This is a genomic window from Microbacterium sp. RU33B, from assembly GCF_900155915.1.
GTDB lineage: Bacteria > Actinomycetota > Actinomycetes > Actinomycetales > Microbacteriaceae > Microbacterium.
In genome coordinates this window covers 164,946-188,340 of sequence record NZ_FTPO01000003.1, presented here as the reverse complement: position 1 = coordinate 188,340, position 23,395 = coordinate 164,946, and the positions used below count along the sequence as shown (strand labels likewise).

Below are 23,395 nucleotides of genomic sequence, written 5' to 3'. Positions count from 1 at the left end.
GAAGGGAGCTCAGTCGCGACCGGGCATGTTCAGATCGGCCGGGTCGACCTCGATGTCGCCGACGTCGTCGGGCCCGCCCGTGCCGGGGGCGACGTTCACACTGCTCTGGTCGATGTCGTCGGGCAGAGTCTCGGACAGTTCCGAATCCTGCTTCTGCTGCGTCTCGGTCTCGCTTCCGGGAGAGTACGCGGTGTCCTTGCGCACGGCATCGCTCTCCGAGAGCTCCGTCTGCCGGGGTGCAGGGGGAAGTTCGTCCGTCTCGCCCGCGGCCAGGCGCATCTCGTCATCGCGATTCATGCCTTCAGCCTCTCGTGTCGCTGCGCCCCCGGGGAGAGGGTTGACAACGCGCGAGTCTCCACGCAGTGCACCCGTGCGGGCTCCGGATGCCGTCGTCGAAGCGCCTCCTCAGCGGTACGGGTTCGGTGTCACGCCGCCGCCGGCATCCGACGCCCCCGACGCGTGCCCGTGATCCCAGGCGTCCCCGAGCGCTTCCAGATCGCGGCCGAGGCCGTCGCGGCGAGAGGGCGGGTCGACGAGTCCGAGCACCACGGGGCGGTCCGGGTCGTCGTCTTCGAACGCGACCCACACGGCCGCGCCCACGGCGACGTCCTGTGCGGTGAAGGCCGCGATCGGAAAGACGCGGGGTGCCCAGAGCACGGATCCCGTCGAGGGGATCGTCACCTGGAGGCGTCCCAGATCCATCGGATCGCTCGTCGATGCGACCGTCGCGCGGTGCACGCCCATGCGATCACCTGCTCCGAGTCTCGCGCACGCCGAGGGCCACGAGGTGGTCGCTGACGAACCGGCCGTCGGGGTCGCGACGCTCGAAGACCGCCCGGGCGTCGGCCAGGCGCGGGTGCACCTCGGCGAGACGCTCGGCGTCGAACGCGTGCACCTTGCCCCAGTGCGGCCGCGCGCCGAACGGGCGCAGCGCCTCTTCGATGAGCGGGATCACCGCGGCCACCTCGTCGGGGCGGTCGAACCAAGTGAAGTGGATCGCCATGCTGTCGCGGCCGTAGGCGGGGCTGAGCCAGAGGTCGTCCGCGGCGATCGTGCGCAGCTCGGTCCAGACCAGGTGCGGCCGGATCAGCGGAGCGAGCGCGCGGACGGCCCGGAGGGCCTGCGGAGCATCCTGCCGGTCGATGAAGTACTCGGTCTGGATCTCCGCACCGAACGACGGCTCGCGGTCGAGGCGGAAGTGCGGCAGACGCAGGAGCCAGGGCCCGGGGACCCCGCCCAGCTCGGTGACGTTGTCGTCGCTGCCCAGCGGCGTGCTGCCGGGATCGCGCGCACCGTCGAGGAGCACGTCGACCACGGCATCCGTGTCGTCGCCGAGCCGCGTCTTCACCCACACGAATCCGAGGTCCTCGCCCTCCCAGCGGGTGAAGATCGACACGCTGTGCCCGGCCGTGGTGATCGCATCCAGGTCGGCGAGCGCCGCCTCCCACGTCAGGCCGCTGTAGATGTCCTGCCGCACGCGGTACGTCGGCTGGATGTCGAGCTCGACGTGCGTGACGATCGCGAACGCCCCCACATGCACGACGAGCGCGTCGAAGTCGTCGTCTCCGCGACGGATCGTCTGCGGGTCGCCGTTCGCGTCGATGAAGGTGAGGGCCCGCACGGCCGTTGCCAGCGAGCCGTTGCGGTCGCCCGAGCCGTGCGTGCTCGTGGCCGTCGCACCCCCGACCGCGATGTGCGGCAGCGACCCCATGTTGTGCAGGGCGAACCCGGCCTCTTCCAGGGCCTGCGCGGCCGCGCCGTAGCGCGTCCACGCCGTCACGCGTGCGGTGCCGGCGACCCCGTCCACCGCCACGTCGTCGGGGAGCCCGGTCAGATCCACGAGCGTGCCGGACGTGTCGGCGAGGGCGTTGAACGAGTGGCGTGTGCCGAGCGCGTGCACACGCGGGGCCGAGCGGATGATGCCGGGGAGCTCCGCGGCATCTGTGGGGGCGATGATCCGCTCCGCCGCGTACCGATAGGTGCCCGACCAGTTCTGCTGCGCGGACGCGTCGTTCTCCTGCTCGATGGACACGATCACCTTTCGTCGCCGTTGATCCGTTGTAGACGACCGTATCCGCCCACGGGCCGCCGAGGCCCTAGCGTGGTCGACATGGCACAGCCGCACGTCCGCCCCCGCGAAGTCCGCGCGTGAGCTCGCTGCTCCGCCGGGTCGGGTGGTGGGCCCGCGACTACGTCTACGCCGGCATCTGGCAGGCGCGCGCGTTCTTCAACCGCACGGATGCCGCGCGGTTCCGCACGGGCGCGGGCACGCCGATCGTGGTCATCCCCGGGGTCTACGAGTCGTGGAAGTTCGTGCAGCCGCTCGTGGAGCAGCTCCACGCGCACGGACATCCGGTGCACGTCGTCGAGCAGCTGCGGCACAATCGGCGTCCGGTCGCCGAGATGGCGGAGCGCGTCGAGGCGCACCTCGAAGCCCACGCCCTGTCCGACGTCGTGATCGTCGCGCACAGCAAGGGCGGACTCGTCGGCAAGCAGGTCATGATCGGAGCATCCGGCGCCCGCGTCCGCGGCATGGTGGCCATCGCGACCCCGTTCGGCGGATCGCGCTACGCGCAGCTCATGTGGCTGCCCACGCTGCGCATCTTCGCGCCGCGCAATGCGACCATCGTCGCCCTCGGCCTGGAGAGTGCCGCCAACAGTGCGATCGTGTCGATCTACAGCGAGTTCGACCCGCACATCCCCGAGCGCAGCGAGCTCGTCGGCGCGACCAACATCATGCTCGACACGGGAGGACACTTCCGTATCCTCGCCGACCCGCGGGTGCTCGCCGAGGTGCTCTCGCTCGCTCGATGAGCCCGTTCTCATCCGAATCGCGAACGTGCCGCGGACGCTCCCGGGGTCGACGCCCCTGCCGGGATAGCCTCGCTCGGTGACCCTCACGCCCCGCGAGGCGGCAGCACGCCGCCGCATGTTCCGCCGCCGTCGTGCGACGGTGCTGCTGGCGATCGTGCTGATCGTCGCCGCGGTGATCGTGATCCCGCGCATCGCGGCATCCGCCGCCGCCGCGGAGACGCGCTCCGACCTCTCCCGGCTGCTCGACGTGTCGCAGGCGGCGCTCGACGCGTCGTCGTCGTTCGCGTCGACGGATGCCGTCACCGCCCTCTCGGACGCGCGCTCGTCCGCACTCGATCCGGGCGAGTCCGACGAGGATGTCGCCGCCGCGGCAACCGCCATGGGTGCCGCCGTCGAGGCCTACCGCGACGCCGTCGTCGAGGCCGGCAAGGCGGTGCTCGGGCAGTGGTCGGATGCCGAGAGGTCGACCGAGAACGCCCTGTTCGCCCAGATCACGGCCGTACGCGAAGCCGAGGTCACCGCCCTCCCCGCCGTGCTCGCCAAGGCCTCCGACGCCGTGGGCACGGTGAAGGCATCCGCCCAGGCGTATCGGGACTCCCTCACGACCGCTGCCGAAGCCGCGAGCTCTCAGCCGACCGGGGGCGACCTCGACGCCCAGATCGCCTACCTGCTCGCGTACGCCGACGACTACAACGTCGAGGAGTGGGGCGACTACAACTCCGCCGGCGGCGACTGCGTCAACTTCACCAGCCAGGGCCTCCTCGCCCGCGGATGGCAGATGGACGACGAGTGGAACTCGGGCGGCGCCTGGAAGGCGTCCAAGGTCTGGCGCTCCACGACCGCGATGGACGAGTACCTCTCGGCCCAGGGGTTCGCCGTCTCGACGATCGACGACCTCGACCGCGTGCGGGTGGGCGACGTCGGCGTCTTCGACTGGGGCGACACCGGGCCGGGCCTCGATCACACCATGACGGTGTCGCGTGTGGAGTATTCGCCCGACGGCCCGATCATCTCGTTCGCGAGTCACAACACCGACGGCCAATACCGGCCGATGCCGAAGACCCTGTCGGATGCGGACTCGGGCTCCACGATGAAGATCTACTCGATCCCCTGAGCTGGGTGTGCGCCGGGAATCCTCGCCGACCCACCGAGACCGGCGTAGCCCGGGGCGCAGATGTCCCGGACCCCGACATCGGCGGCCGTCGCGAGCACGGCCCGACGACAGACGGGGGCATCTCATGGACGACTCGATCGACCGCATCCGCACCGGCGTGAGAACGCCGAGCCGAGAGCCGCGACCGCTCAACGCCTACGGCGAGCTGTCGCGGATCATCGTCGCCGGCGGCTGGATGCGGCGCCGCTACGGCTACTACTGGACCCGGCTCATCGGCGCCGTCGTCGTGCTGGGCGCCGCCCTCGTCGCCTTCGTCCTGATCGGCGACACGTGGTGGCAGCTGTTCACCGCCGCCGGACTGGCGATCCTCCTCACTCAGATCGCCATGCTCGGGCACGATGCCGCGCACCGGCAGATCTTCGTGTCGGGGAGATGGAACGACTGGACGTCGCTGGTGATCGCCGACCTGCTCGTCGGAATGAGCTACGGCTGGTGGCAGCCCAAGCACACGCGCCATCATGCGAACCCGAACAAGATCGGATCCGACCCCGACATCGAGCTGCCCGTGATCGCCGTGTCGGCCGAACAGCGCACCCGACGCGCGGGCCGAGGCGGCGTGCTGTCGTGGGTGATGGCGCACCAGGGCATGTTCTTCTTCCCGATCCTGCTGCTCGAAGGCCTGTCGCTGCACGCGTCGAGCGTGCGCAGGGTGTTCTCCCCTGAGCCGCTGCGTCGACGTCCGGTGGAGATCACGTTCCTGACCGTCCGCATCGGCGGCTACATCGCCCTCGTGTTCCTCGTGCTCTCCCCCGGCATCGCCGGCGCGTTCCTCGGTGTGCAGCTCGGTCTGTTCGGCCTCTACATGGGCCTGTCGTTCGCACCGAACCACAAGGGGATGCCGCTCGTCCCCGCCGGCGTCAAGGTCGACTTCCTGCGCCGTCAGGTGCTGATGAGCCGCAACATCCGCGGGAGCCGCCTGCTCGACACCGTGATGGGCGGCCTCAACTACCAGGTCGAGCATCACCTGTTCCCGTCGATGCCGCGGCCGCACCTGCGCAGCGCATCGCGGACGATCCGCACCTTCTGCGCCGAGAACGGCGTGCGCTACACCGAGACGGGCCTGTGGGAGTCGTACGCGATCGTCACCCGGTACATCAACCGGGTCGGCCTCGGCGAGCGCGATCCGTTCGAGTGCCCGCTGCTGCAGCAGCGCGCCACGGTATAGCCGCCGGCGGTCACCAGGTCGAGATGTACGCCGACGGAACGACGCTCGCCGAGCGCTCGACGATCGGCAGAGCACGGGCGACCGTCTGGCTGATGCGCGCCCGGATGTCGGGCGACGTCAGCTCGTACGCGGTGAAGTCCGTGTCGGACGCGTAGATGCCGCCGGGGAGCGCGAGCGCCTGGAAGAACGCGAAGAGCGGCCGCAGCTGGTGCTCGAGGATGAGTGCGTGGCGCTCTCCCCCGCCGGTGGCGGCGAGCAGCACCGGCGTCCCGGTGAGCGCGTACTGCCCGACGAAGTCGAAGAGATGCTTGAACAGGCCGGTGAACGATGCCCGGTACACCGGGCTGGCGACCACGAGCAGGTCGGCCTGCTCGATCTCGACGAGTGCGGCTTCGACGTGCGGCGGCAGCTCCGACCGCTTCAGGGCTCCGGCGAACGCGGGCCCCAGTGTCGCGACTTCGAGCAGCGACACCCGGGCGTCGGTTCCCTGCGCGACCTCGGCGAGGATCTCCCGCACCAGCGCGGTGGTGCGGGAGGGCTCATGCAGTGAGCCCGAGACGCCCACGACCCGGAGGGGCCGTCGCGCGTCGTCGGACGTCGTGTCGCTCACGCCTGATCCGCCGGGGCGACCGGTCTGCCGAGCGACAGCATGAGTCGGTTGGCCCAGTTGAAGAACGCGGCGCCGTGCACGACATCCGAGATCTCCAGATCATCGAGACCCGCCTCCCGAAGCCGCGACACGTGCTCCGGACCGAACGCGATCGGCGTGCGGGTCAGCGCGGCGGACGCCTCCACGATCGCGTTCCACCGCTCACCCAGGTCTGCCGTCGCTCCCTGCTCGAGGAGCAGGTCGACGAGGTCGGCGCGCTTCGAGTAGTGCGCGGCGAAGCGCGCGTGCACCGAGGCGCAGAACACGCAGCCGTTGACGCGCGATGCCGCCGCCGCGGCGAGCTCGCGCTCCGGACGGGGAAGGCCTTCGGCCACGTTGTAGAAGATGTCCTTGTCGACCAGCGTGCGCGCACGGAGGATCTCCGGGTCGCGCGCGAGCAGACGGAGGTAGTCGCTCCCGTCACGGTTGCGGTCGACGAGTCCGTCGTAGTGACGCTCGGTCAGTTCCGAGACGGGCAGCGGCTCGAGCCACGGCAGCCAGCCGACCTCGCCGCGCGTGAAGACGACGGGGTACTCCGCGTCGTGGGTGAGCGTGTGGGTCTGAGCAGTCGTTCCGGTCATGCCGCGACCTCCTTCTCGGACGTGGCGGACAGGACTCGCAGCCCCGCGGCGACGCGCTGCTGGAAGGCGAGGAAGGACACGAGCTGCGACAGCGTCACGATGCCGTCGACGCTCCAGCCGGCGGCCAGGAGCCGGTCGAGCGCTTGGTCATGGGCCTCGCGCGGACGGAAGGTCAGCAGATGCGTGTGGGCGAGGGCGGCTTGGAGGCGGTCGCCGACGGCGTCGCGGACAGCGGCCGACGGCTCGTAGCGGAGACCGTCGAGGTTCTCGTGGTGCAGGCCCGTCTCCACGAAGTCGCCGTAGGGTCCGGTCACGGCGGCCTCCGCCGCCTCGCCGGCCACGATCTCCGCGAGTGCGCTGTCGACCGAGGCCGCGGCATCCGCGTACGCCCGTGCCGTCTCGTCGTCTGCCGTGAGACGCGTCGCGAAGGCGGCGACCAGGGCGCGCTCGGCGCCCGGGAACGCACTGTCGTCGACGGGCGAGAAGAGCGCGTCGTACGACGCCTGGAGCTGGTCGCGGGTCACCGGGCGACGACGGCGCAGCTCGTCGAGCGCGCCTCCCTCGGCGATGTCGGCGAGCGCATCGATCTGATCGGTCATGCGGTGTCCTTCCGGGTGGAGGCGAGTTCGCGATCTCGGGTCGCCCAGCCGAGCGCCGGTGCGACCTCGGCCGCGAACAGTTCGATGGAGCGCAGGATGAAGTCGTGCGGCGCGTCGACCGAATGCACCTGGAAGGCGATCTCGGTCGCGCGCGACAGGGTGGCATCGGCCGCAAGGGAGGCTGCGACCTCCTCGGGAGTGCCGAGATGGGTGTCGAGCCCGACGATCAGGTCGTCGAGGCTGTCGCCGGGGATCGTCTGCCCCTGGCGGCGGAAGCCCTCGGCGGCGCGGCGGAGTCCGATCTCGGCGAAGCGCAGCGCGTCGGCGCGATCGTCGGCGACGAACACCGTGCGGGATGCCGTGACACGGGGCGCCACGCCTTCCGGAAGGGCTTCGAGGTACGCGTCGACGATCGGCTCCTGCAGACGGGAGAGGGGTGCGGACAGGTCGTCGGCGGGGCGGGGCTGCGTGCGGGAGAGGAGGAGGCCGTGGCCGTGCACGCCCGCCCGGGTCCCACCCGGGGCCGAGAACGTCGCCTGCCAGATGCGCTCACCGAGAGTGCCCCCCGACGGGTACAGCACGTTGCCCGCACCGATCTCGTGCCCGCGCAGGGCTGCGAGCAGCAGGCTGAGCTTCTCCTCGTACAGCGCCGCCTTGTCCTTCACGTCCACGCCGAACGGTGTGAACGACGAGGGGGTCCCGCCGGAGCCGAGCCCGAGGTCGATGCGTCCATTCGAGAGCAGATCGGCGACGGTGGCGTCCTCGGCCACGCGCACGGCGTCTTCGAGCGGAAGCGTCACGACGCCCGTCGCGAGGCGGATCTCGGTGGTCGCGGCGGCGGCGTGTGCGAGGAACACGAACGGCGACGGAAGTCCGCCCTCGGCTGCGCGGAAGTGATGCTGCGCCACCCACGCGCGCCCGATCCCGAAGCGCTCCGCATGGCGGATCTGATCGGTCGCGAGGCGATAGCGCTCCGCAGCGGGGGCGTCGTCGAGCAGGCGCGTGAAGAAGGCGAGGGTCGGGGCGGTCATGCGACGGCCTCCTTTCGTCCGGGCACGGCTGCCAGCAGCTCGCGCGTGTACTCGTGGTGGGGATGGCGGAACAGGTCTTCCGTCGTGCCCTCCTCCACGACTCTGCCACGGCGCATCACCGTGACGGTGTGGCTGATGCGACGGACGACGGCGAGATCGTGGGAGATGAAGAGGTAGGTGAGCCCGAGCTCCTGCTGCAGCGATTCGAGGAGTTCGAGGATGCGCGCCTGCACCGTCACGTCCAGTGCCGACACGGCCTCATCGAGTACGACCACCTCGGGGTCGATCGCCAGCGCCCGGGCGATCGCGACGCGCTGGCGCTGCCCGCCGGAGAGCTCGCGGGGCGACCGCTCCAGCACATCCGAGGGCAGCGCCACGCGCTCGACGAGCGCTGCGGCCGTGGCTCTGCGCTCCGTGCGCGACCCCAGACCGAAGTTCGCCAGCGGCTCGCCCACGATCTGGGCGATGCTCTGGCGCGGGTCGAGTGAGGAGAACGGGTTCTGATACACCAGCTGCACCGTCTTGCGCAGTTCGCGGAGCTGGCGTCCGCGGAGGGCCGCGACATCCGTCCCGTCGATGCGGATGTGCCCCGCATCCGGGTCGAGGAAGCGCGTGACGAGGCGTGCCGTGGTGGTCTTGCCCGATCCCGACTCGCCGACCAGGGCGTGGGTCGTGCCGCGTCGGATGCGGAACGACACATCGTCCACCGCGCGGAACGCCTCGCGCCCGGCGATCCGGAACTCCTTGCGCAGTCCTTCGGCGACGACGGCGTAGGGGTCCTCGCTCGCGGCGGCCGAGGCGTCCCGCAGGAAGAGCGCCGGGCGCGGGCGTCGGAAGTCCCCCGTCGCGAGCGCGGGCGCGTCGGCCAGCAGCTGCCGCGTGTACGCGTCGCGCGGGGCGGCGAGGATGTCGTCGGTCGCGCCCTGCTCGACGACCTGGCCGTCCTTGAGCACGACGATGCGCTGAGCACGATCCGCCGCGACACCCAGGTCGTGGGTCACGAGGAGCACGGACGTGCCTTCTTCGCGGCGCAGGTCGTCGATCAGGTCGAGGATGCGACGCTGGACGGTGACGTCGAGGGCGCTCGTAGGCTCGTCGGCGATGATGAGACGCGGTCGCAGCGCGATCGCGATCGCGATGAGCACACGCTGGCGCATGCCGCCGGACAGCTCGTGCGGGTACTGCTTCGCGCGCAGGGAGGGATCGTCCAGTCCCACGCGCTCGAGCAGTTCGAGTACGCGAGCTCGGTTCGCGTCGCGGTCGCGAGAGCCGTGCAGCTTCAGGATCTCCGCGACCTGCACGCCGATCGGCCGCACCGGGTCGAGGGACGTCGTGGGGTCCTGCGGCACGAGACCGACCTGCGCGCCGCGCACCGACTGGAGCCGCTTGCCGGTCCATCCCGAGATGTCGACGTCGCCGAGTCGGATGACACCGGCATCGACCTCGCCGCCCTCGGGGAGCAGCCCGAGCAGAGCGTGCGCCGTCGTCGACTTGCCCGAACCGGACTCGCCCACGAGGGCGACGACTTCGCCGTCGGCGATGTCGAAACCGACGCCGTGGACGACCTCGCGCCTGCCCGCCCGCGTCCTGTACGACACGCGCAGGTCGTCGACCGTGAGTACGCTCATCGGCTGCTCCTTCCGAGCGATTGGCTGATGCGGTTGGCGCTGAGCACCACCACCACGACGACGAGACCGGGCAGAGCCGTCAACCACCACGCCGTCGCGACGTAGTTGCGCCCTTCGGCGATGAGCAGGCCCCACTCGGGCGTCGGGGGCGGCGCACCGTAGCCGAGGAAACCGAGGGTCGAGATCGCGAGGATAGCGGCGCCGAACTGCAGGGCCGCGAGGGCGATCACCGCCGTGAGGGAGTTCGGCAGCACATGACGCCACAGCACGCCGAGGAACGTGCCGCCGCTGCCGAACGCCGCCTCGACGTAGTCGCTGCGGCGCACGCGCACGACCTCCGATCGGCTCAGTCGGGCGAACGAGGCCACGCTGCCGATACCGACGGCGATCGCGGCGTTCACGGTGCCGAAGCCGAGCAGGATGATGATCGAGAGGGAGAGCAGCAGGCCGGGGATCGACAGCAGCACGTCGACGATCCGCATGAGGATGTCGTCGAGCAGTCCGCCGACGGCGCCGGCGATGACGCCGAGCGTCGTGCCGAGCGCGAGACCGACCGTCACGGCGATGAGGGCACCCGACAGGGAGTGGATCGCGCCGTGCACGACGCGCGTGTACAGGTCGCGACCGATCTGGTCTGTGCCGAACCAATGGGCCGCGCTCGGCGGCTGCAGCTTGTCGGCGGGGACGCCGTCGATGGGGTCGTAGCCCGAGAAGAGCCACGGCGCGATCGCCCAGAGCACGGCGATCGCCACGACGGCGATCGCGAGCACGAGGGTCCACGAGGGGCGTCGGCCGCGGGCGAAGAGGCGGGCGATCGAGGTCCGGCGCGGCGGCGGTCCCGATTCGGCGCCCGCGTCGCGGGCGGCGGGGTCGAGGACGGTTCCGGATGCCTCGTCCCGCGCGGCGACCGCGATCTCCGGCAGATCCGTCTCGGTGCTCTCGGCGCCGGGCGATCCGTGAGCTGCGGCTGCTCCCTGAGCCTGTCGAAGGGTCATGCGATCGCCTCCACGGGGGTCTGAGCCGACTGCGGGCGTGCCGCCCTCGAACCCTGCCGGAGGCGGGGATCGAGCACGGGGTACAGCAGATCGACGACGAGGTTGACGACGACGAAGGTCAGGGCGGCGAGCACGACGATGCCCTGGAGGACGGGGATGTCCTGATTCGCGACGGCCTGCTCGGTGAGCCGGCCGATGCCTGCGCGACCGAAGACGGTCTCGGTGACCACCGCACCGCCGATGAGCTCGCCGAACAGGACGCCGGCGATCGTCAGCGTGGGCAGGACCGCGTTCCTGGCGACCGAGCGCCACAGCACCCACGACGGCGAGGCGCCCTTCGCCTCGACGACGGTCACGAACGGCTGCAGCTTCACCTCGTCGATCGAGCGCACGAGGATCTGCGCGAGGGGCGCGGAGATGGGGACGGCGAGCGTGAGGACGGGGAGGATGAGCGCCTGCACCGGGTCGGCCCCGATGACCGGCACCCACCCCAGACCGAAGGAGAAGACCTGGATCAGCAGGATGCCGAGCCAGAACACCGGCACCGAGACGAACAGGCCGGGGAGGGCGCGCAAGCCGCTGCGCAGCCACGCGAACCGGGCCAGCGTGGAAAGGAACGCGATCGACACGGCCAGGATCGCAGCCACCAGGAATCCCAGACCGGCGAGGGCGGCCGTCGCCGGCAGCGCCTCGCCGATCAGCGTCAGCACGGGCGTGCCGTACTGCGACGAGAATCCGAAGTCTCCCTGCAGGTACCCGCCGAGCGTGTGGAAGTACTGCTGCCACCACGGCACGTCGGCACCGTAGGCGGCGCGGATGTCGGCGATCTGCTCCGGCGTGAGTCCCAGCTCAGGGCTCTCGAACTTGATGAGGATCGCGTCGCCCGGCAGCAGCTGCAGCAGGATGAAGGTGGCCGTGAAGGCCGCGATCAGAACGATCGCGGCCTGCCCGGCGCGGCGTAGCGCGTAGCGCATGTCAGTCCTTCTCGAGCCAGACGTCGTAGAAGCTCGGGCGGCCGACCGACTCGAACTCGACGCCGCGGACGTACGGCGCGGCGCCGTAGACCTGGGGCTCTTCGAAGAGCGGGATCACGTACGCCTGCTCGGCGAGGTAGTCCTGCACGGCCTGCGAGTTCGCGACGCGCTTCTCCGGGTCGGCTTCGCTCGCGACGGCTTCGAGGAGCTTGTCGAGTTCGGCGTCATCCGAGAGCAGCGTGTTGCGGTTCTTCGTGTAGTACTGGCTCTTGATGACGTCGAGGTCCGCGCGACCGACCATCGAGTGGTACAGCGGGGTCTTGAGCGGGTCCTTGATGTCTTCGGCGTAGGTGCCGCCGTCGGCCGACTTCACATTGAGCTCGACGCCGATCTTCTTGAGCTGCTGCGCGACGAGCTCGAGCGTCTGCTTCGAGAGGGGCTGCGGCTTGGCCTCGTACACCGTGAGGGACAGTCGCTCGCCGTCCTTCTCGAGGATGCCGTCGGCGCCTGCCTCCCAGCCGGCGTCGGCGAGGAGCTCCTCCGCCTTCTCGGGGTCGTAGGCGTACGCATCCGACTCGTCCTTGTAGCCCAGGGCAGACGAGCTCAGTGCGGACGTCGCGCGCGGGTAGTTCGCGGTGAAGATCGTGTCGACGACCTCCTGCGAGTCCACGCCGGCGACCAGCGCCTGGCGCACACGGATGTCGCTGAGCAGCGGATTGGTGAAGCGCAGCCCGATGGAGTTGTTCACACCGCGGGTCTGCGGGGCGTAGAGGTCGAACCCGCCCGACTCGACGCGCGCCTCGTCGAACGCCTGCACGTAGCGGATGTAGTCGGCCTGCCCCGACAGGAGCGAGCCGATGCGGACGCTGTCCTCGGGGGTGACCAGGAGGTTGATCGCGTCGACGTACGCGCGGCCCTGGTGCTCGAAGCTCGGCGGTGCCTGGTCGTAGTCCTCGCGGGCCTCGAAGGTCAGCTCGGTGCCGATCTTCTCCTCGGTGATGACGAAGGGTCCCGAGCCGACGATGTCGACCGCGTTGCCGGCGCCGAACTCCTCGAGGGAGAGATCGAGCGTCTCGGGAGAGAGCAGGCCCGAGTTGATCGTCGACGTCGCCTGGAGGAATCCGGGCGCCGGCGCCTTGAAGCGGAACGTCACGGTGTCGTCGTCGACGACCTCGCTGGAGTCGTAGTTGTTGATCGCCTCCGAGATCGTGAGGCCCTTCTCGGCGTTGCCGAGACCGTAGGTGTCGAAGTTCTTCGCGACGGCGGCGGCGTCGATGGGCGTGCCGTCGGCGAAGGACGCGTCGGCACGCAGGTTGAACGTGTACTCCGTCGCATCGTCGTTGACCGTCCAGTCCTCGGCGATCCAGGGCTCGATCTCGAGCGAGTCCGGGTTCTGCCACGTGAGGCGCGCCGTGATGTTGTTCACGATGCCGCCGTTGGGGTAGAAGCCGGCCTGCGGCGGGTAGAGGTTGGTGTAGGCCTGGTGCTCGAGATAGGTGAGCGTGCCGCCGGTGACGGGGTCGGCGTCGACGGATGCCTCGGGGGCGGCCGCCGGGTTCGATGCGCAACCGGCCAGCGAGACCGCGAAGACGACGGCGAGGGCGCCGGCGGCGACTCTCGATGCGGGACGGAACATGGGTTTCTCCTGGGTTCGGGATGAGGGAGCTGTGGAGGACGAGTGATTCCACGCTAGGAACGTCTCCGCTCCGGCGGAAACCGGGATGTCACGTGTCTTCACGGCCCGACGCCGGGCGTCACATGCGGTCACGGGGCGTAACAGAGACGACCTGCGGCGTGCCCGCGGCGAAGCCCCGCCGCAGTGCGCGGCGGGGCGTGCCCGCGCGGATCAGGCCGACAGGACGGATGCCGGCGCGTACGCGAGCTGCGGTGCGCCGAGACCGAGTCGCTCCCGCAGGGTGGCGCCCGACCGCCCGATCAGTCCGCGGCGACGCAGTTCGGGAACGGCGAGCTGCGCGAAGGCTTCGAACTGCGACGGCTGGAACGCCGACAGCACGTTGAATCCGTCCGCCGCTTCCTCATCACGCCACCGTTCGAAGTGGTCGGCGACGTCGGCCGGTCCGCCAACGAGGAAGTTCGCGGGCACGGCGTTCGCCGCGATGAGGTGCCGCCAGGTGAGCCCCTCGCCCGGGGTGAGGCCCGCGCGGCGTCCGACGAACGCGGCGACACGCGCCGCCGGCTCGGCGAAGCGATCGACGGCGGCGGCGGCGACCCCGGAATCGACCGAGACGCTTCGCGCAGGGTCGTCGGAAGGGAAGCCCGCGAGGTCGAGGAACGCGTCGAGCGACCGGTTCGCCGGGAAGGCGACGCGCTCGGTGCGCCCCGCCGTGCCGTCGTCGATCGGCACGAGAGCCAGAAGACGCTCGACGATGGCGCGTGCCGCACCCCGGTCGACGGCGACGACCGGGAGCACCGGCACGATCACCTTCAGATCGTCCGGATCGCGGCCGGCAGCGGAGGCCTCGGCACGCAGGCCCGCGCGCAGGGCGGCGGCGCCGGCGACATCCGGAGCGGCGACGAGGGCGAGATCGGCCTCGGTCGCCGCGAGCGCGCGGGAGCGCGGCGACGTCCCGGCGTGCACGATGGGCGGATGCGTCTGCGGCGGGCCGCGCCACGTTGAGCCCACCCGAGACCGAGAGATGGGCCCCCCGGAAGTCCGCATCGCGCAGGCCCGCGGCATCCAGCAGCACACCCGCGTCCTTGTCTGCGCGCCAGGCGCCGTCGTCCCAGGTCTCCCAGAGCCGCCGGAGCACCCGCACGAACTCCTCGGCGCGGTCGTAGCGTGTCTCGTTGTCGGCGTGCGCGTCACGGCCGTGGTTCCCCGCCGCGCGCGGCTCCGCGCCGGTGACGAGGTTCACCCCCGCACGCCCACCCGTCAGGACGTCGAGGGACGCCGTGGCGCGCGCGGTCGCGTAGGGATCGGCGTACGTCGTGTTGACGGTGGCGATCAGTCCGATGCGTTCGGTGATCCCCGCGAGGAAGAGCACGGCGCTGAGGGGATCGATCCGGGCGAGGAGGTACGGATCGCGGAACTCCAGGTCGGGCCCGGTCGCGAGCCAATCGCCGAAGAAGAGGTAATCGAGATCGGCATCCTCGGCCACGCGCGCGATATGGCGGAGGACCCCCGCGTCGCCCAGGGGGTCGGAATGGGCGCCCGCGTGGCGCCAGCCCGACGGATACGCGCCGAGCGTGCGCACCATGGCGCCGACGATGAGCGGGGCGGTCACAGCGGGCTGACCTCTCGCGACGGGGTCGGGCCGGTCGCGACGTCCCGGCCGCGCGTACGTGACCACTGGCTCCACGAACCGGGGAACACGGCGACGTCGATGCCCGCGATGGCGCCCGCGAGCGCGGTGTGCGTCGCGGCGATCCCCGAGCCGCAGTACGCGGCGACGTCGGCACCGGGCGCGGCGCCGACGCTTTCGAACGCGGCCCGGATCTCCTCGGCCGAGCGGAACCTCCCCGCCTCGGTCTGGGCGCTGGTGGGCAGGTTCACCGCGCCCGGGATGTGTCCGGCGACGGGGTCGAGGGGCTCGGACTCGCCGCGGTAGCGCTCGGGCGCCCGCACGTCGATCAGCACCCCGTGCCGCGACCAGTCCGCCGCGTCGTCGATGTCGATCACGCCGTCCGTCGGCTCGGAGAGCTCCACGTCGCCGCGGTCGGGCCGGACGTCGCCGGTCTCGACCGCACCGCCCTCCGCCAGCCATCCGCGCAGACCGCCGTCGAGCACGCGCACGTCGACGCCCGCGCGCGACAGCAGCCACCACGCCCGTGCTGCGGCGACCGATCCGAGGTCGTCGTACGCGACGACGGCATCCCCCGTGTTCACGCCCCAGCGACGGGCAGCCTCCTCCAGCTGCGCGCGGCTCGGAAGCGGATGACGCCCCTTCGCCGGATCGGCGCGGTCGGCCAGCTCTCCGTCGAGATCGACGTAGACGGCTCCGGGCAGGTGCCCTTCGAGGTAGGCGGGTCGACCTTCGGGCTGGTCGAGGCGCCAGCGCACGTCGAGGAGCCGGACAGGACGATGCGCGCGGAGGTCTTCCGCGAGCTCCTGGGGGGAGATGAGATGCGGCATCGTCCTATGCTCGCGCGTCGCGGCACGGAAGCGCCCAGATGACGACGCGCGGCGTGACGGAGCGCAACACGGGGTCACAGTTCGTCATGCGCGCAGCGGCATCGGCATGTCGGAACCATTCGGATGTCGCAACTTCACGGCTGATCTCGGCACGGAACCGCGGTGTGCAGGGCCGCGCCTGCACCGGCTTCCCGAGGTTCGTTCGGCCAGGATGAAGAGGGGTGAGTGCGAGGGGTGAATCGCACGGTGGAAACCTCGACCGCAGGCGACGACACTCGTAGCCTGAGCGGACGGGGAACGGGGCATCGCGGGCGCGATGAGGTTTGGGGGCAGTGTGTCGAACGTACGCTCGCTGCGGGTGACTCGATTCGCGGAGTGCGTCGTCATGTCCGGTCCGGTGCCCGCCATCCTCGGCTCTGCCGCACTGGCGTCCTCCCGCGAACCGCAGGCCGTGCTCATGCACGTCGTGTCGGACTCCGACGTGGACGATGCCCGTGCGCTCCTTCTGACCGGTGCCGGCACCGTCGCGGCAGAGTCCTCGCAGCTGCGGGGCATCGCGCTGGCCGCGCCGCTCGCGAGGGTCACATCGGCCCTCCTCGCCGATGTGACCGAGCTGTCCGGCACGCCCCTCGTGCGCGCTTCGCGCGCCCTGCTGCGGAGCCTGTCCGACGACTTCGAGCACGGAGACGCCGCCGGGCCCCGGGCGCTCGACGACGCACTGGTCAATCTCGTGCGCGGCATCGTCCACGAGCATCCCCGCGCCGCCGCACCGCAGTCGCGAGAGGCGTCGCTCGCCGTCCGCATCGAGGCGCTGATCGAGGCGCGACACACCGATCCGCGTCTGGATGTCGTGCAGCTCGCCCGCGAGCTCCACACGAGCAGGCGCCAGCTCTACCGGCAGGCGGGCGAGGGCGGGGTCGCGACGATGCTGGCCCAGCGACGCGTGGCCACGGCTCGCGAGCTGCTCGAGTCCCGGCCGGATCTCACCGTCGCCGACATCTCCGTGAGGTCGGGCTTCACGAGCCCCTCCCGACTGCGGGCGCAGTTCTTGCGCTGGACCGGTTCGACTCCGACAGAATATCGACGGAGGGGCACGACCTCCGTCGACGAATGAGGCGCCCGCGGTGCAGAAGGAACGACGAGTGGTGCCCGAGGACCCGTCGAGCGGGAGATCCTGGCGCTGCAGCGCCGGGGAGTCGGCAGTGCGGCCATCGCAGCCACGCACGGCGTCTCGCACAACACGATCCGCACGCAGATCCGGCCGCTGTACCGCAAGCTCGGCGTCACGAGCCGCGCAGAGGCCGTGGCGGTCGCCGAGCGTCTCTCCCTCCTCGACGACGCAGCGCTCTGAGCGTCAGCCGCGGAAGAACGCCAGACCGAGATCGGGCTGATCGACGAAGACGCCATCGACTCCGGCATCCCGGATGATGGACCACTCCGACTCGTAGTCGCCGAACGCGCCGGCGCCGCCCTTCGTGCGGAACTGCGCGACGAGGAACGCGTTCTCGGGGCGGCACGTCCACGTGAACACCCGCAGCCCGCGCGCGTGCGCGTCGGCGACGACCGGGCTCGGACCCGTCGCCCGGCCCAGCCGATCCGGCGAGAGGATCATGCGCTTGTCGACGCTGATGCCGTCGACCGCGCCGACGAGCGCATCCAGTCCGGCCGGCGCGGCGGTCTGCCGATAGGTCAGCGCCGCCTTCCCGTGCGCCGACAGCAGGTCGAACGGTCGACCCGCTGCTTCGAGCAGGTAGATGTACGTCGCGGGGATGCCCCTTGCCTTCAGACGCGCGAGCACGGTGGACTCGAAGGACTCGACGACGAGCGGCAGCTCGCCCCGGCTCCAGCCGGCGTCCGCCAGCTCCTCGGCCACGAGTGCCGAGATGTCGAACCCGAGTCCCGCGAAGTACGTCGCGTGCTTGATCTCGAGGACCACGCCGATCTCGCGGCCCTGTTCGAGCGACGCCCCGCGGATCAGGTCGAGGACGTCGCGCAGTCGCAGCACCGGCTGCTCGTCGTCGAACGATGCGCTCGTCGGGCGCAGCTGCGGCAGCCGCTCACGGCAGCGCAGCGTCGCCAGCTCGTCCCACGTGAAGTCCTCCGTGAACCATCCCGTGAGCTCCGCGCCGTCGATCGTCTTCGTCGTGCGACGATCCGCGAACTCCGGACGCGTGGAGACATCCGTCGTCGATCCGATCTCGTTCTCGTGGCGCACGACCAGCACGCCGTCGCGCGACACGACGACGTCGGGCTCGACCGCATCGACCCCCATCGCCACGGCGAGGTCGTACGACGACCGCGAATGCTCCGGCCGATACCCGGGCGCCCCGCGGTGACCGATCACGAGAGGACGAGGACGCGGCACGTGAGCCAGGCTACCCGGGGGCACGGAGACCGGATGCCGCGGCATCCGTTCAAAGAGGATCCACAGCGCCGGCATTCCTGCGTGGGCAGGGGGTCGGATAGCCTGTATTCCAGCAGCACAGCGCTGCTGACCCCTCGATTCAGGAGTGTGAGAGCACGTGGCCCTCAACAACCCCGCATTCAACAACCCGGCGTTCCAGGACCCGAAGGCCGTGAAGACCTACCCGGGCGGCCCGCAGGCGGCGAACCTCGGCGGCAACGCGCAGTTCGCCGCGGCCTCGCGCGCCGGCGTCGACGTCGCCGCGCAGGCGCAGATGGAGGGCGCGTTCGCCGCTCCGCCTGCGAACGCGATCGACACCGGTCGCATGACGGTCGAGGACACGGTCCTCAAGACCCTCGCGTTGTTCGCTGTTCTGATCGCTACGGCCGCCGTAGGCTGGCTGTGGTCGCTGGGCGGCTCGTTGACGATCACCGGCGACCCGAACCAGGCCGTGACGATGGCTCCCTGGATCATCGGCATGCTCGGCGGCTTCGTGCTGTCGATGGTTATCATCTTCACGTCGCGCAAGAAGGTCCGCCCCGCGCTGATCTTCGCCTACGCGGCGTTCGAGGGCCTGTTCGTCGGCGGCATCTCGGCGTTCTTCGAGGTGCGTTGGCCCGGCATCGTCATGCAGGCCACGCTCGCCACCCTCGCCGTCGTCGGCGTGACGCTGGCGCTGTTCGCGAGCGGCAAGATCCGCGCGTCGAAGAAGGCCACCAAGGTCTTCATGATCGCGCTCATCGGTTACGGGGTGTTCGCTCTCCTTAACCTCGTCCTCATGTGGACGGGAGTCCTTCCCGCGGATCAGACTTTCGGCCTTTACAGCGCATCGATCGGCATCGGCGGGTTCAGCATCCCGCTCGGCCTCATCATCGGCGTGCTCGTGGTCATCATGGCCGCGTACTCGCTCGTGCTCGACTTCGACTCGATCCAGCAGGGCGTCCGCAACGGCGCACCGCGCAAGTTCGCGTGGCTCGGAGCGTTCGGCATCATGGTGACGGTCGTCTGGCTGTACATCGAGATCCTCCGCATCATCGCGATCGTCCGCGGCAACAACTGACACCGGATGCCGCGGCATCCGCCGCCGCATCCTCCGCACGAAGGGCCGTCCCCCAGGGGCGGCCCTTCGTCGTCGTCGACCCTCCGTGTGAACACGAGGTCACGATGAGATGAACCTCATCCGCGACCGCCGGGAAAAGGTTGATCGGCCCGGATGCCGCGGATAGCGTCAAGAGCACCCCCGCGTGCGTCGACGTCGTCGCACGCGTTCCCCGAGTCGCCGCCTAAAAGGATGGTCACATGAATCACGCAGCTCCTGTCCGCCATCGACACACGGGGAGGATCGTCGCTGCATCCGCGACCATCGCCGCGCTGTCGGTCTTCGGACTCGTCGTCCCCGCCGCCCAGGCCGCGACGGTCGACCTCCAGATCCTGACGTTCAACGACTTCCACGGCCGCATCAACGCGTCCACGGCGTCGTTCGCGACGTCGGTCGAGAAGCTGCGCGCCACCGACGGCGCCAATGGAGCGAACACGCTCCTCGTGAGCACCGGTGACATCATCGGCGCCTCGGAGTTCGCCTCCTCGTCGGCCGACGACCAGCCGACGATCGATGTCTTCAACGCCCTCGAACTCGACGCCTCGGCGGTCGGCAACCACGAGTTCGACCAGGGCTACTCCGACCTCGTCGACGACGTCATCGCCGGCGGCGCGAACGCCCAGTGGGACTACCTGGGCGCGAACGTCTACCAGGCCGGCACCCAGACTCCGGCCCTCCCCGAGTACGCGACCTTCGAGCGCGCCGGCGTCACGATCGCGGTCGTGGGCGCCGTGACCCAGGAGACCCCCACCCTCGTCTCCCCCGGCGGCGTGGACACGCTGAGCTTCGGCGACCCCGTCGAAGCGGTCAACCGTGTCGCCGCCCAGCTCACCGACGGCGACGCCGCCAACGGCGAGGCCGACGTCATCCTCGCGGCCTACCACGAGGGCGCCCCGCGGTCGCAGTCCGCGGCGACCCTCGACCAGCAGATCGCCGACAGCGCGGTCTTCGCCGAGATGGTGAACGACACGTCGGCGGCCGTCGACGTCATCCTGAACGGGCACACGCACCAGGCCTACGCCTACGCCGCCCCCGTCCCCGGTGACGCGAGCCGGACCCGGGCCGTCGTCCAGACCGGCAGCTACGGCGCCAACATCGGGCAGATCTCCCTCGCCTACGACACCGAGACCGATGTGGCCACGATCGTCACGAACGCGGTCGTGCCCGCCACCACGCCGGTCGACACCGTGACCTACCCGCGCGTGGCTGCCGTCAAGACGATCGTCGATGCGGCCCTCGCAGCCGCCGCGGTCATCGGCAACCAGCCGGTCGGCACGCTGACGGCATCTGTCACCACGGCCTTCACCGACCCGGCGGGTCCTCCCGTCGCGCCCAACCGTGACGACCGGGGCAAGGAGTCCACGCTCGGCACCCTCGTCGCCGACGCGGTGCTGTCGTCACTGACGTCGCCCGAGCGGGGTGGCGCCGAGATCGCCTTCGTGAACCCCGGCGGACTGCGCAACGAGCTCCTCTACCCGGCCAACGCCCAGAACCCGGCGGACTCCGACGGGACGATCCTGTTCTCCGAGGCCAACGCGGTCCTGCCGTTCCTGAACAACCTGGCCACCGTCGACATGACGGGAGCGCAGGTCAAGACCCTGCTCGAGCAGCAGTGGCAGCGCGACGCGAACGGCAACGTGCCGTCGCGCTCGTACCTGGCGCTGGGCACCTCGACGGGCTTCAGCTACACGTTCGACGCGGCGCTGCCCGAGGGAAGCCGCATCACCTCGATGATGCTGAACGGAGCTCCGGTCGATCCGGCCGAGACGTACCGGGTGGGCACGTTCACGTTCCTCGCCGGAACGGGAACCCCCGCCAGCGCCGGCGGCGACAACTTCTGGGTGTTCCGCGAGGCGACGAACTTCCGCGACTCCGGTCTCATCGACCGCGACGCGTGGATCTCGTACCTCGGCGCGAACCAGCCCGTGAGCCCGAGCTTCGAGAAGCACTCGGTGTCGGTGAGCGGCCTGAACACCGCTCCCGTCGCAGGTGAGACCCAGACGCTGTCGGTCGGATCGTTCGACCTCAAGAGCGCCGGTTCGCCGGTCAACACGGCTCTCACGGCGTCCTTCGCCGCCACCGCCGATGGGGCGGGCGCCGTCGAGGTGGGCTCGGCCGCCATCACGGCCAACGCCGCCACGATCGACGTCACCTTCCCGCTGTCGGTCGCCGGCACGTCGGGCTACCTGCTGCTCACGGCGGCGCCGTCGGGCACGCAGGCCGTCATCCCCGTGACGGTCGCGGCTCCCGCGGCCACGGTCACGGCCACCGCCAAGACGGTCCAGTACGGCACCGCGCCGAAGGTCGTCGTGACGGTCGCCGCTGCGGGTCAGACGCCGACGGGTGCCGTCACGGTGACGGATGCGGCAGGCACGGCGCTCGGCACCGCGAACCTCGCGAACGGCACGGCCACGGTCTCGCTCGGCAAGACCGCCCTCCAGCCCGGGACGCACACCCTCACGGTGTCGTACGCGGGCTCGGCGACGGCGGGAGCGGCGAGCACGACCGTCGACGTCGTCGTCAACAAGGCCTCGTCGTCGACGCTCGGACTCTCGACGAGCATCGTCGTGTCGAAGGGCAAGACCTCGAAGGTCTTCGTCCTCACGACGGCGAACGGCGGCGTCCCCGTCGACGGACCGGTCACGATCTCGTCCGGCGGCAAGGTCATCGGAACGGGCGTCGTGAAGAACGGCACCGCGACGGTCTCCATCGCCCCGTTCACGAGCCGCGGGATCAAGATCCTGACGGTCTCGTACGGCGGATCGGCGACGGTCGCTCCGTCGAACGGCCCCGGGCTCGTGATCGTGCTCTGACGCGCACCCGCTCACGCGAATGCCGTCCCCGTCTCGGGGGCGGCATTCGCCGTTCCCGCGGCGCACACCCCTGGCCGCGGCATCCGCCGTCGCGTTAGCGTGGCCCGTATGAGCCCGAAATCAGCCGAGACGTTCCTGGAGATCGGAGGCCACGACGTGCGGGTGTCGAGCCCCGACCGCGTCGTGTTCGCCGACCCCGGGCTCACCAAGCTCGACCTGGTGAAGTACTACCTGGCCGTGGCCGATGGCGCCCTCCGGGGTGCGGGCGGACGGCCGATGGTGCTCAAGCGCTTCGTGAAGGGCATCGGCGCCGAACCCTTCTTCCAGAAGCGCGTGCCGGAGAACCACCCCGACTACATCGACACGGCGACGCTGCACTACGCCCGGGGAACCTCCGCCGAGGAGACCGTCCTCCGCGACGCCGCGGGCCTCGCGTGGGTGGTGAACCTCGGATGCCTCGACCTCAATCCGCATCCGGTGCGCGCCGACGACCTCGATCATCCGGATGAGCTCCGCGTCGATCTCGATCCGATGCCGGGCGTCGACTGGTCGCAGATCGTCGACGTGGCCTTCGTCGTGCGCGACGTGCTCGCCGACCACGGGCTGGTGGGCTGGCCCAAGACGAGCGGATCGCGCGGACTCCACATCCTCGTGCGCATCTCGCCGGAGTGGTCGTTCGCCGACGTCCGGCTCGCGGCGGAGACGCTCGCGCGCGAGGTCGAGAACCGCGCACCCGGTCTGGCGACCGCGCGGTGGTGGAAGGAGGAGCGCGGCGAGAGCGTCTTCGTCGACTTCAACCAGAACGCCAAAGACCGCACCGTCGCCTCGGCCTACTCGATCCGCTCGCTGCCGGATGCCCGGGTGTCGACTCCGCTCGCGTGGGACGAGGTGCGCTCACGGCGCCCGGAGGAGTTCACCGTGCTCACGGTGCCCGGGCGGTTCGCCGAGATCGGCGACCCGCACGAGGGCATCGACGACGCGGCGGGAGCGCTGGACGGCCTCCTCGCCCTGGCGACGGAGATGGGGCCCGCCGAGAAGCCGCCGCGCGCCGCCGACGGATCGGGGAGGCGGGTGTCGACGATGCCGCTCATCGAGATCGCCCGCACGAAGACCAAGCCCGAAGCCGAAGCCGCCCTCGTGCAGTGGCGCTCCGCGAATCCCGCGGCGGCGTCGCTCCTGCATCCCGCCGACGAGCTCATCGACGGCATGCGCGGATCGAGCTCGCTGTGGTACCGCGTGCGCGTCAACCTGCAGCACGTGCCGGAGCCCGACCGACCCCCTCAGGGCCCGCTGCTGGTCGACTACGACCCGTGGGCGGGCAAGGAGTGGCCGGGACGCTGATCCGCCCCGTGCATCCGCGTTCTTCAGACCTGTGC

At 70.6% G+C, this 23,395-nt stretch carries 22 protein-coding genes and 1 pseudogene; 8 read left to right on the top strand and 15 right to left on the bottom strand.

The features are described from left to right. Nucleotides 1-9: 9 nt before the first annotated feature. The 3 genes from B0B14_RS14305 to B0B14_RS14295 all read right to left on the bottom strand — a co-directional run bounded on the left by B0B14_RS14305 (nt 10) and on the right by B0B14_RS14295 (nt 2,032). Nucleotides 10-297, bottom strand: a complete 288-nt coding sequence (locus tag B0B14_RS14305) for a hypothetical protein (RefSeq protein WP_256714399.1) — start codon at nt 295-297, stop codon at nt 10-12. A gap of 108 nt (nt 298-405) precedes the next feature. Then, complete coding sequence (locus B0B14_RS14300; RefSeq protein ID WP_076683076.1) at nt 406-744, bottom strand: phage baseplate assembly protein V; 339 nt, start codon at nt 742-744, stop codon at nt 406-408. Between the two features lie 4 nt (nt 745-748). Next, nucleotides 749-2,032, bottom strand: a complete 1,284-nt coding sequence (locus tag B0B14_RS14295; protein ID WP_179085340.1) for a D-arabinono-1,4-lactone oxidase — start codon at nt 2,030-2,032, stop codon at nt 749-751. A 116-nt stretch (nt 2,033-2,148) separates the two neighbouring features. Here B0B14_RS14295 and B0B14_RS14290 point away from each other — a divergent pair, with 116 nt between their 5' ends. From B0B14_RS14290 to B0B14_RS14280, 3 genes are all read left to right on the top strand, one after another. Then, nucleotides 2,149-2,814, top strand: coding sequence for an esterase/lipase family protein (locus B0B14_RS14290; RefSeq protein WP_076683074.1), 666 nt, complete (start codon nt 2,149-2,151; stop codon nt 2,812-2,814). A 76-nt stretch (nt 2,815-2,890) separates the two neighbouring features. Further along, nucleotides 2,891-3,928, top strand: coding sequence for an amidase domain-containing protein (locus B0B14_RS14285; protein ID WP_076683072.1), 1,038 nt, complete (start codon nt 2,891-2,893; stop codon nt 3,926-3,928). A 124-nt stretch (nt 3,929-4,052) separates the two neighbouring features. After that, the gene (locus tag B0B14_RS14280; RefSeq protein ID WP_076683070.1) at nt 4,053-5,153 is read left to right on the top strand and encodes a fatty acid desaturase family protein; all 1,101 of its coding nucleotides are present in this window, start codon (nt 4,053-4,055) and stop codon (nt 5,151-5,153) included. Between the two features lie 10 nt (nt 5,154-5,163). Here the strand turns inward: B0B14_RS14280 and msuE are convergent, their stop codons facing one another. The 11 genes and pseudogenes from msuE to B0B14_RS14230 all read right to left on the bottom strand — a co-directional run bounded on the left by msuE (nt 5,164) and on the right by B0B14_RS14230 (nt 15,703). Further along, nucleotides 5,164-5,763: an FMN reductase gene (gene msuE, locus B0B14_RS14275; RefSeq protein WP_076683068.1), complete on the bottom strand. Its 600-nt coding sequence runs from the start codon at nt 5,761-5,763 to the stop codon at nt 5,164-5,166. Next, on the bottom strand, nt 5,760-6,383 hold the full coding sequence (locus B0B14_RS14270; protein ID WP_076683065.1) for an alkylhydroperoxidase domain protein: 624 nt from the start codon (nt 6,381-6,383) through the stop codon (nt 5,760-5,762). The genes msuE and B0B14_RS14270 overlap by 4 nt, the downstream gene beginning before the upstream one ends. After that, the gene (locus B0B14_RS14265) at nt 6,380-6,982 is read right to left on the bottom strand and encodes a CMD domain protein (RefSeq protein ID WP_076683063.1); all 603 of its coding nucleotides are present in this window, start codon (nt 6,980-6,982) and stop codon (nt 6,380-6,382) included. Before B0B14_RS14265 ends, B0B14_RS14270 begins: the two co-directional genes overlap by 4 nt. After that, nucleotides 6,979-8,013 (bottom strand): putative FMN-dependent luciferase-like monooxygenase, encoded by a 1,035-nt coding sequence (locus B0B14_RS14260; protein WP_076683061.1) that lies wholly within the window; start codon nt 8,011-8,013, stop codon nt 6,979-6,981. The genes B0B14_RS14265 and B0B14_RS14260 overlap by 4 nt, the downstream gene beginning before the upstream one ends. Then, nucleotides 8,010-9,641, bottom strand: coding sequence for a dipeptide ABC transporter ATP-binding protein (locus B0B14_RS14255; protein ID WP_076683058.1), 1,632 nt, complete (start codon nt 9,639-9,641; stop codon nt 8,010-8,012). The genes B0B14_RS14260 and B0B14_RS14255 overlap by 4 nt, the downstream gene beginning before the upstream one ends. After that, nucleotides 9,638-10,636, bottom strand: a complete 999-nt coding sequence (locus B0B14_RS14250; RefSeq protein ID WP_083710630.1) for an ABC transporter permease — start codon at nt 10,634-10,636, stop codon at nt 9,638-9,640. The genes B0B14_RS14255 and B0B14_RS14250 overlap by 4 nt, the downstream gene beginning before the upstream one ends. Then, nucleotides 10,633-11,610: an ABC transporter permease gene (locus B0B14_RS14245; protein ID WP_076683056.1), complete on the bottom strand. Its 978-nt coding sequence runs from the start codon at nt 11,608-11,610 to the stop codon at nt 10,633-10,635. Before B0B14_RS14245 ends, B0B14_RS14250 begins: the two co-directional genes overlap by 4 nt. A 1-nt stretch (nt 11,611) precedes the next feature. Continuing rightward, a complete protein-coding gene (locus B0B14_RS14240) occupies nt 11,612-13,246 on the bottom strand; it encodes a TIGR04028 family ABC transporter substrate-binding protein (RefSeq protein ID WP_076683054.1) in 1,635 nt (544 codons plus the stop codon). A gap of 210 nt (nt 13,247-13,456) precedes the next feature. Further along, a complete protein-coding gene (locus B0B14_RS16820; RefSeq protein ID WP_256714398.1) occupies nt 13,457-14,209 on the bottom strand; it encodes an LLM class flavin-dependent oxidoreductase in 753 nt (250 codons plus the stop codon). A 100-nt stretch (nt 14,210-14,309) separates the two neighbouring features. Next, nucleotides 14,310-14,828, bottom strand: a pseudogene (locus tag B0B14_RS16815) (LLM class flavin-dependent oxidoreductase); the annotation flags it as partial. Nucleotides 14,829-14,851: 23 nt separating this feature from the next. Then, nucleotides 14,852-15,703 carry a sulfurtransferase gene (locus B0B14_RS14230; RefSeq protein WP_076683052.1) on the bottom strand — a complete coding sequence of 284 codons (852 nt, stop codon included), beginning with the start codon at nt 15,701-15,703 and terminating at the stop codon, nt 14,852-14,854. Between the two features lie 358 nt (nt 15,704-16,061). Between B0B14_RS14230 and B0B14_RS14225 the strand changes: the two genes are divergently transcribed. After that, a complete protein-coding gene (locus B0B14_RS14225) occupies nt 16,062-16,817 on the top strand; it encodes an AraC family transcriptional regulator (RefSeq protein WP_179085339.1) in 756 nt (251 codons plus the stop codon). Between the two features lie 57 nt (nt 16,818-16,874). Then, a complete protein-coding gene (locus B0B14_RS16970) occupies nt 16,875-17,054 on the top strand; it encodes a LuxR C-terminal-related transcriptional regulator (protein ID WP_076683601.1) in 180 nt (59 codons plus the stop codon). A 3-nt stretch (nt 17,055-17,057) separates the two neighbouring features. Here the strand turns inward: B0B14_RS16970 and B0B14_RS14215 are convergent, their stop codons facing one another. Continuing rightward, a complete protein-coding gene (locus tag B0B14_RS14215; RefSeq protein WP_076683599.1) occupies nt 17,058-18,068 on the bottom strand; it encodes a glycerophosphodiester phosphodiesterase family protein in 1,011 nt (336 codons plus the stop codon). A gap of 157 nt (nt 18,069-18,225) precedes the next feature. Between B0B14_RS14215 and B0B14_RS14210 the strand changes: the two genes are divergently transcribed. The 3 genes from B0B14_RS14210 (at nt 18,226) to B0B14_RS14200 (ending at nt 23,360) form a co-directional block, all read left to right on the top strand. Beyond that, on the top strand, nt 18,226-19,167 hold the full coding sequence (locus B0B14_RS14210) for a Bax inhibitor-1/YccA family protein (RefSeq protein WP_076683048.1): 942 nt from the start codon (nt 18,226-18,228) through the stop codon (nt 19,165-19,167). Between the two features lie 239 nt (nt 19,168-19,406). Then, complete coding sequence (locus tag B0B14_RS14205) at nt 19,407-22,019, top strand: 5'-nucleotidase C-terminal domain-containing protein (RefSeq protein ID WP_076683046.1); 2,613 nt, start codon at nt 19,407-19,409, stop codon at nt 22,017-22,019. 108 nt (nt 22,020-22,127) lie between these two features. Then, complete coding sequence (locus B0B14_RS14200) at nt 22,128-23,360, top strand: DNA polymerase domain-containing protein (RefSeq protein WP_076683044.1); 1,233 nt, start codon at nt 22,128-22,130, stop codon at nt 23,358-23,360. Nucleotides 23,361-23,395 lie beyond the last annotated feature (35 nt).

Excerpts from the sequence above, each read along its gene's own strand:
- B0B14_RS14305 (WP_256714399.1), bottom strand. The coding sequence starts at position 297 with ATGAATCGCGATGACGAGATGCGCCTGGCCGCGGGCGAGACGGACGAA.
- B0B14_RS14300 (WP_076683076.1), bottom strand. The coding sequence starts at position 744 with ATGGGCGTGCACCGCGCGACGGTCGCATCGACGAGCGATCCGATGGAT.
- B0B14_RS14280 (WP_076683070.1), top strand. The coding sequence starts at position 4,053 with ATGGACGACTCGATCGACCGCATCCGCACCGGCGTGAGAACGCCGAGC.
- B0B14_RS14270 (WP_076683065.1), bottom strand. The coding sequence starts at position 6,383 with ATGACCGGAACGACTGCTCAGACCCACACGCTCACCCACGACGCGGAG.
- B0B14_RS14265 (WP_076683063.1), bottom strand. The coding sequence starts at position 6,982 with ATGACCGATCAGATCGATGCGCTCGCCGACATCGCCGAGGGAGGCGCG.
- B0B14_RS14260 (WP_076683061.1), bottom strand. The coding sequence starts at position 8,013 with ATGACCGCCCCGACCCTCGCCTTCTTCACGCGCCTGCTCGACGACGCC.
- B0B14_RS14255 (WP_076683058.1), bottom strand. The coding sequence starts at position 9,641 with ATGAGCGTACTCACGGTCGACGACCTGCGCGTGTCGTACAGGACGCGG.
- B0B14_RS14250 (WP_083710630.1), bottom strand. The coding sequence starts at position 10,636 with ATGACCCTTCGACAGGCTCAGGGAGCAGCCGCAGCTCACGGATCGCCC.
- B0B14_RS14245 (WP_076683056.1), bottom strand. The coding sequence starts at position 11,610 with ATGCGCTACGCGCTACGCCGCGCCGGGCAGGCCGCGATCGTTCTGATC.
- B0B14_RS14240 (WP_076683054.1), bottom strand. The coding sequence starts at position 13,246 with ATGTTCCGTCCCGCATCGAGAGTCGCCGCCGGCGCCCTCGCCGTCGTC.
- B0B14_RS14230 (WP_076683052.1), bottom strand. The coding sequence starts at position 15,703 with ATGCCGCATCTCATCTCCCCCCAGGAGCTCGCGGAAGACCTCCGCGCG.
- B0B14_RS14205 (WP_076683046.1), top strand. The coding sequence starts at position 19,407 with ATGAATCACGCAGCTCCTGTCCGCCATCGACACACGGGGAGGATCGTC.
- B0B14_RS14200 (WP_076683044.1), top strand. The coding sequence starts at position 22,128 with ATGAGCCCGAAATCAGCCGAGACGTTCCTGGAGATCGGAGGCCACGAC.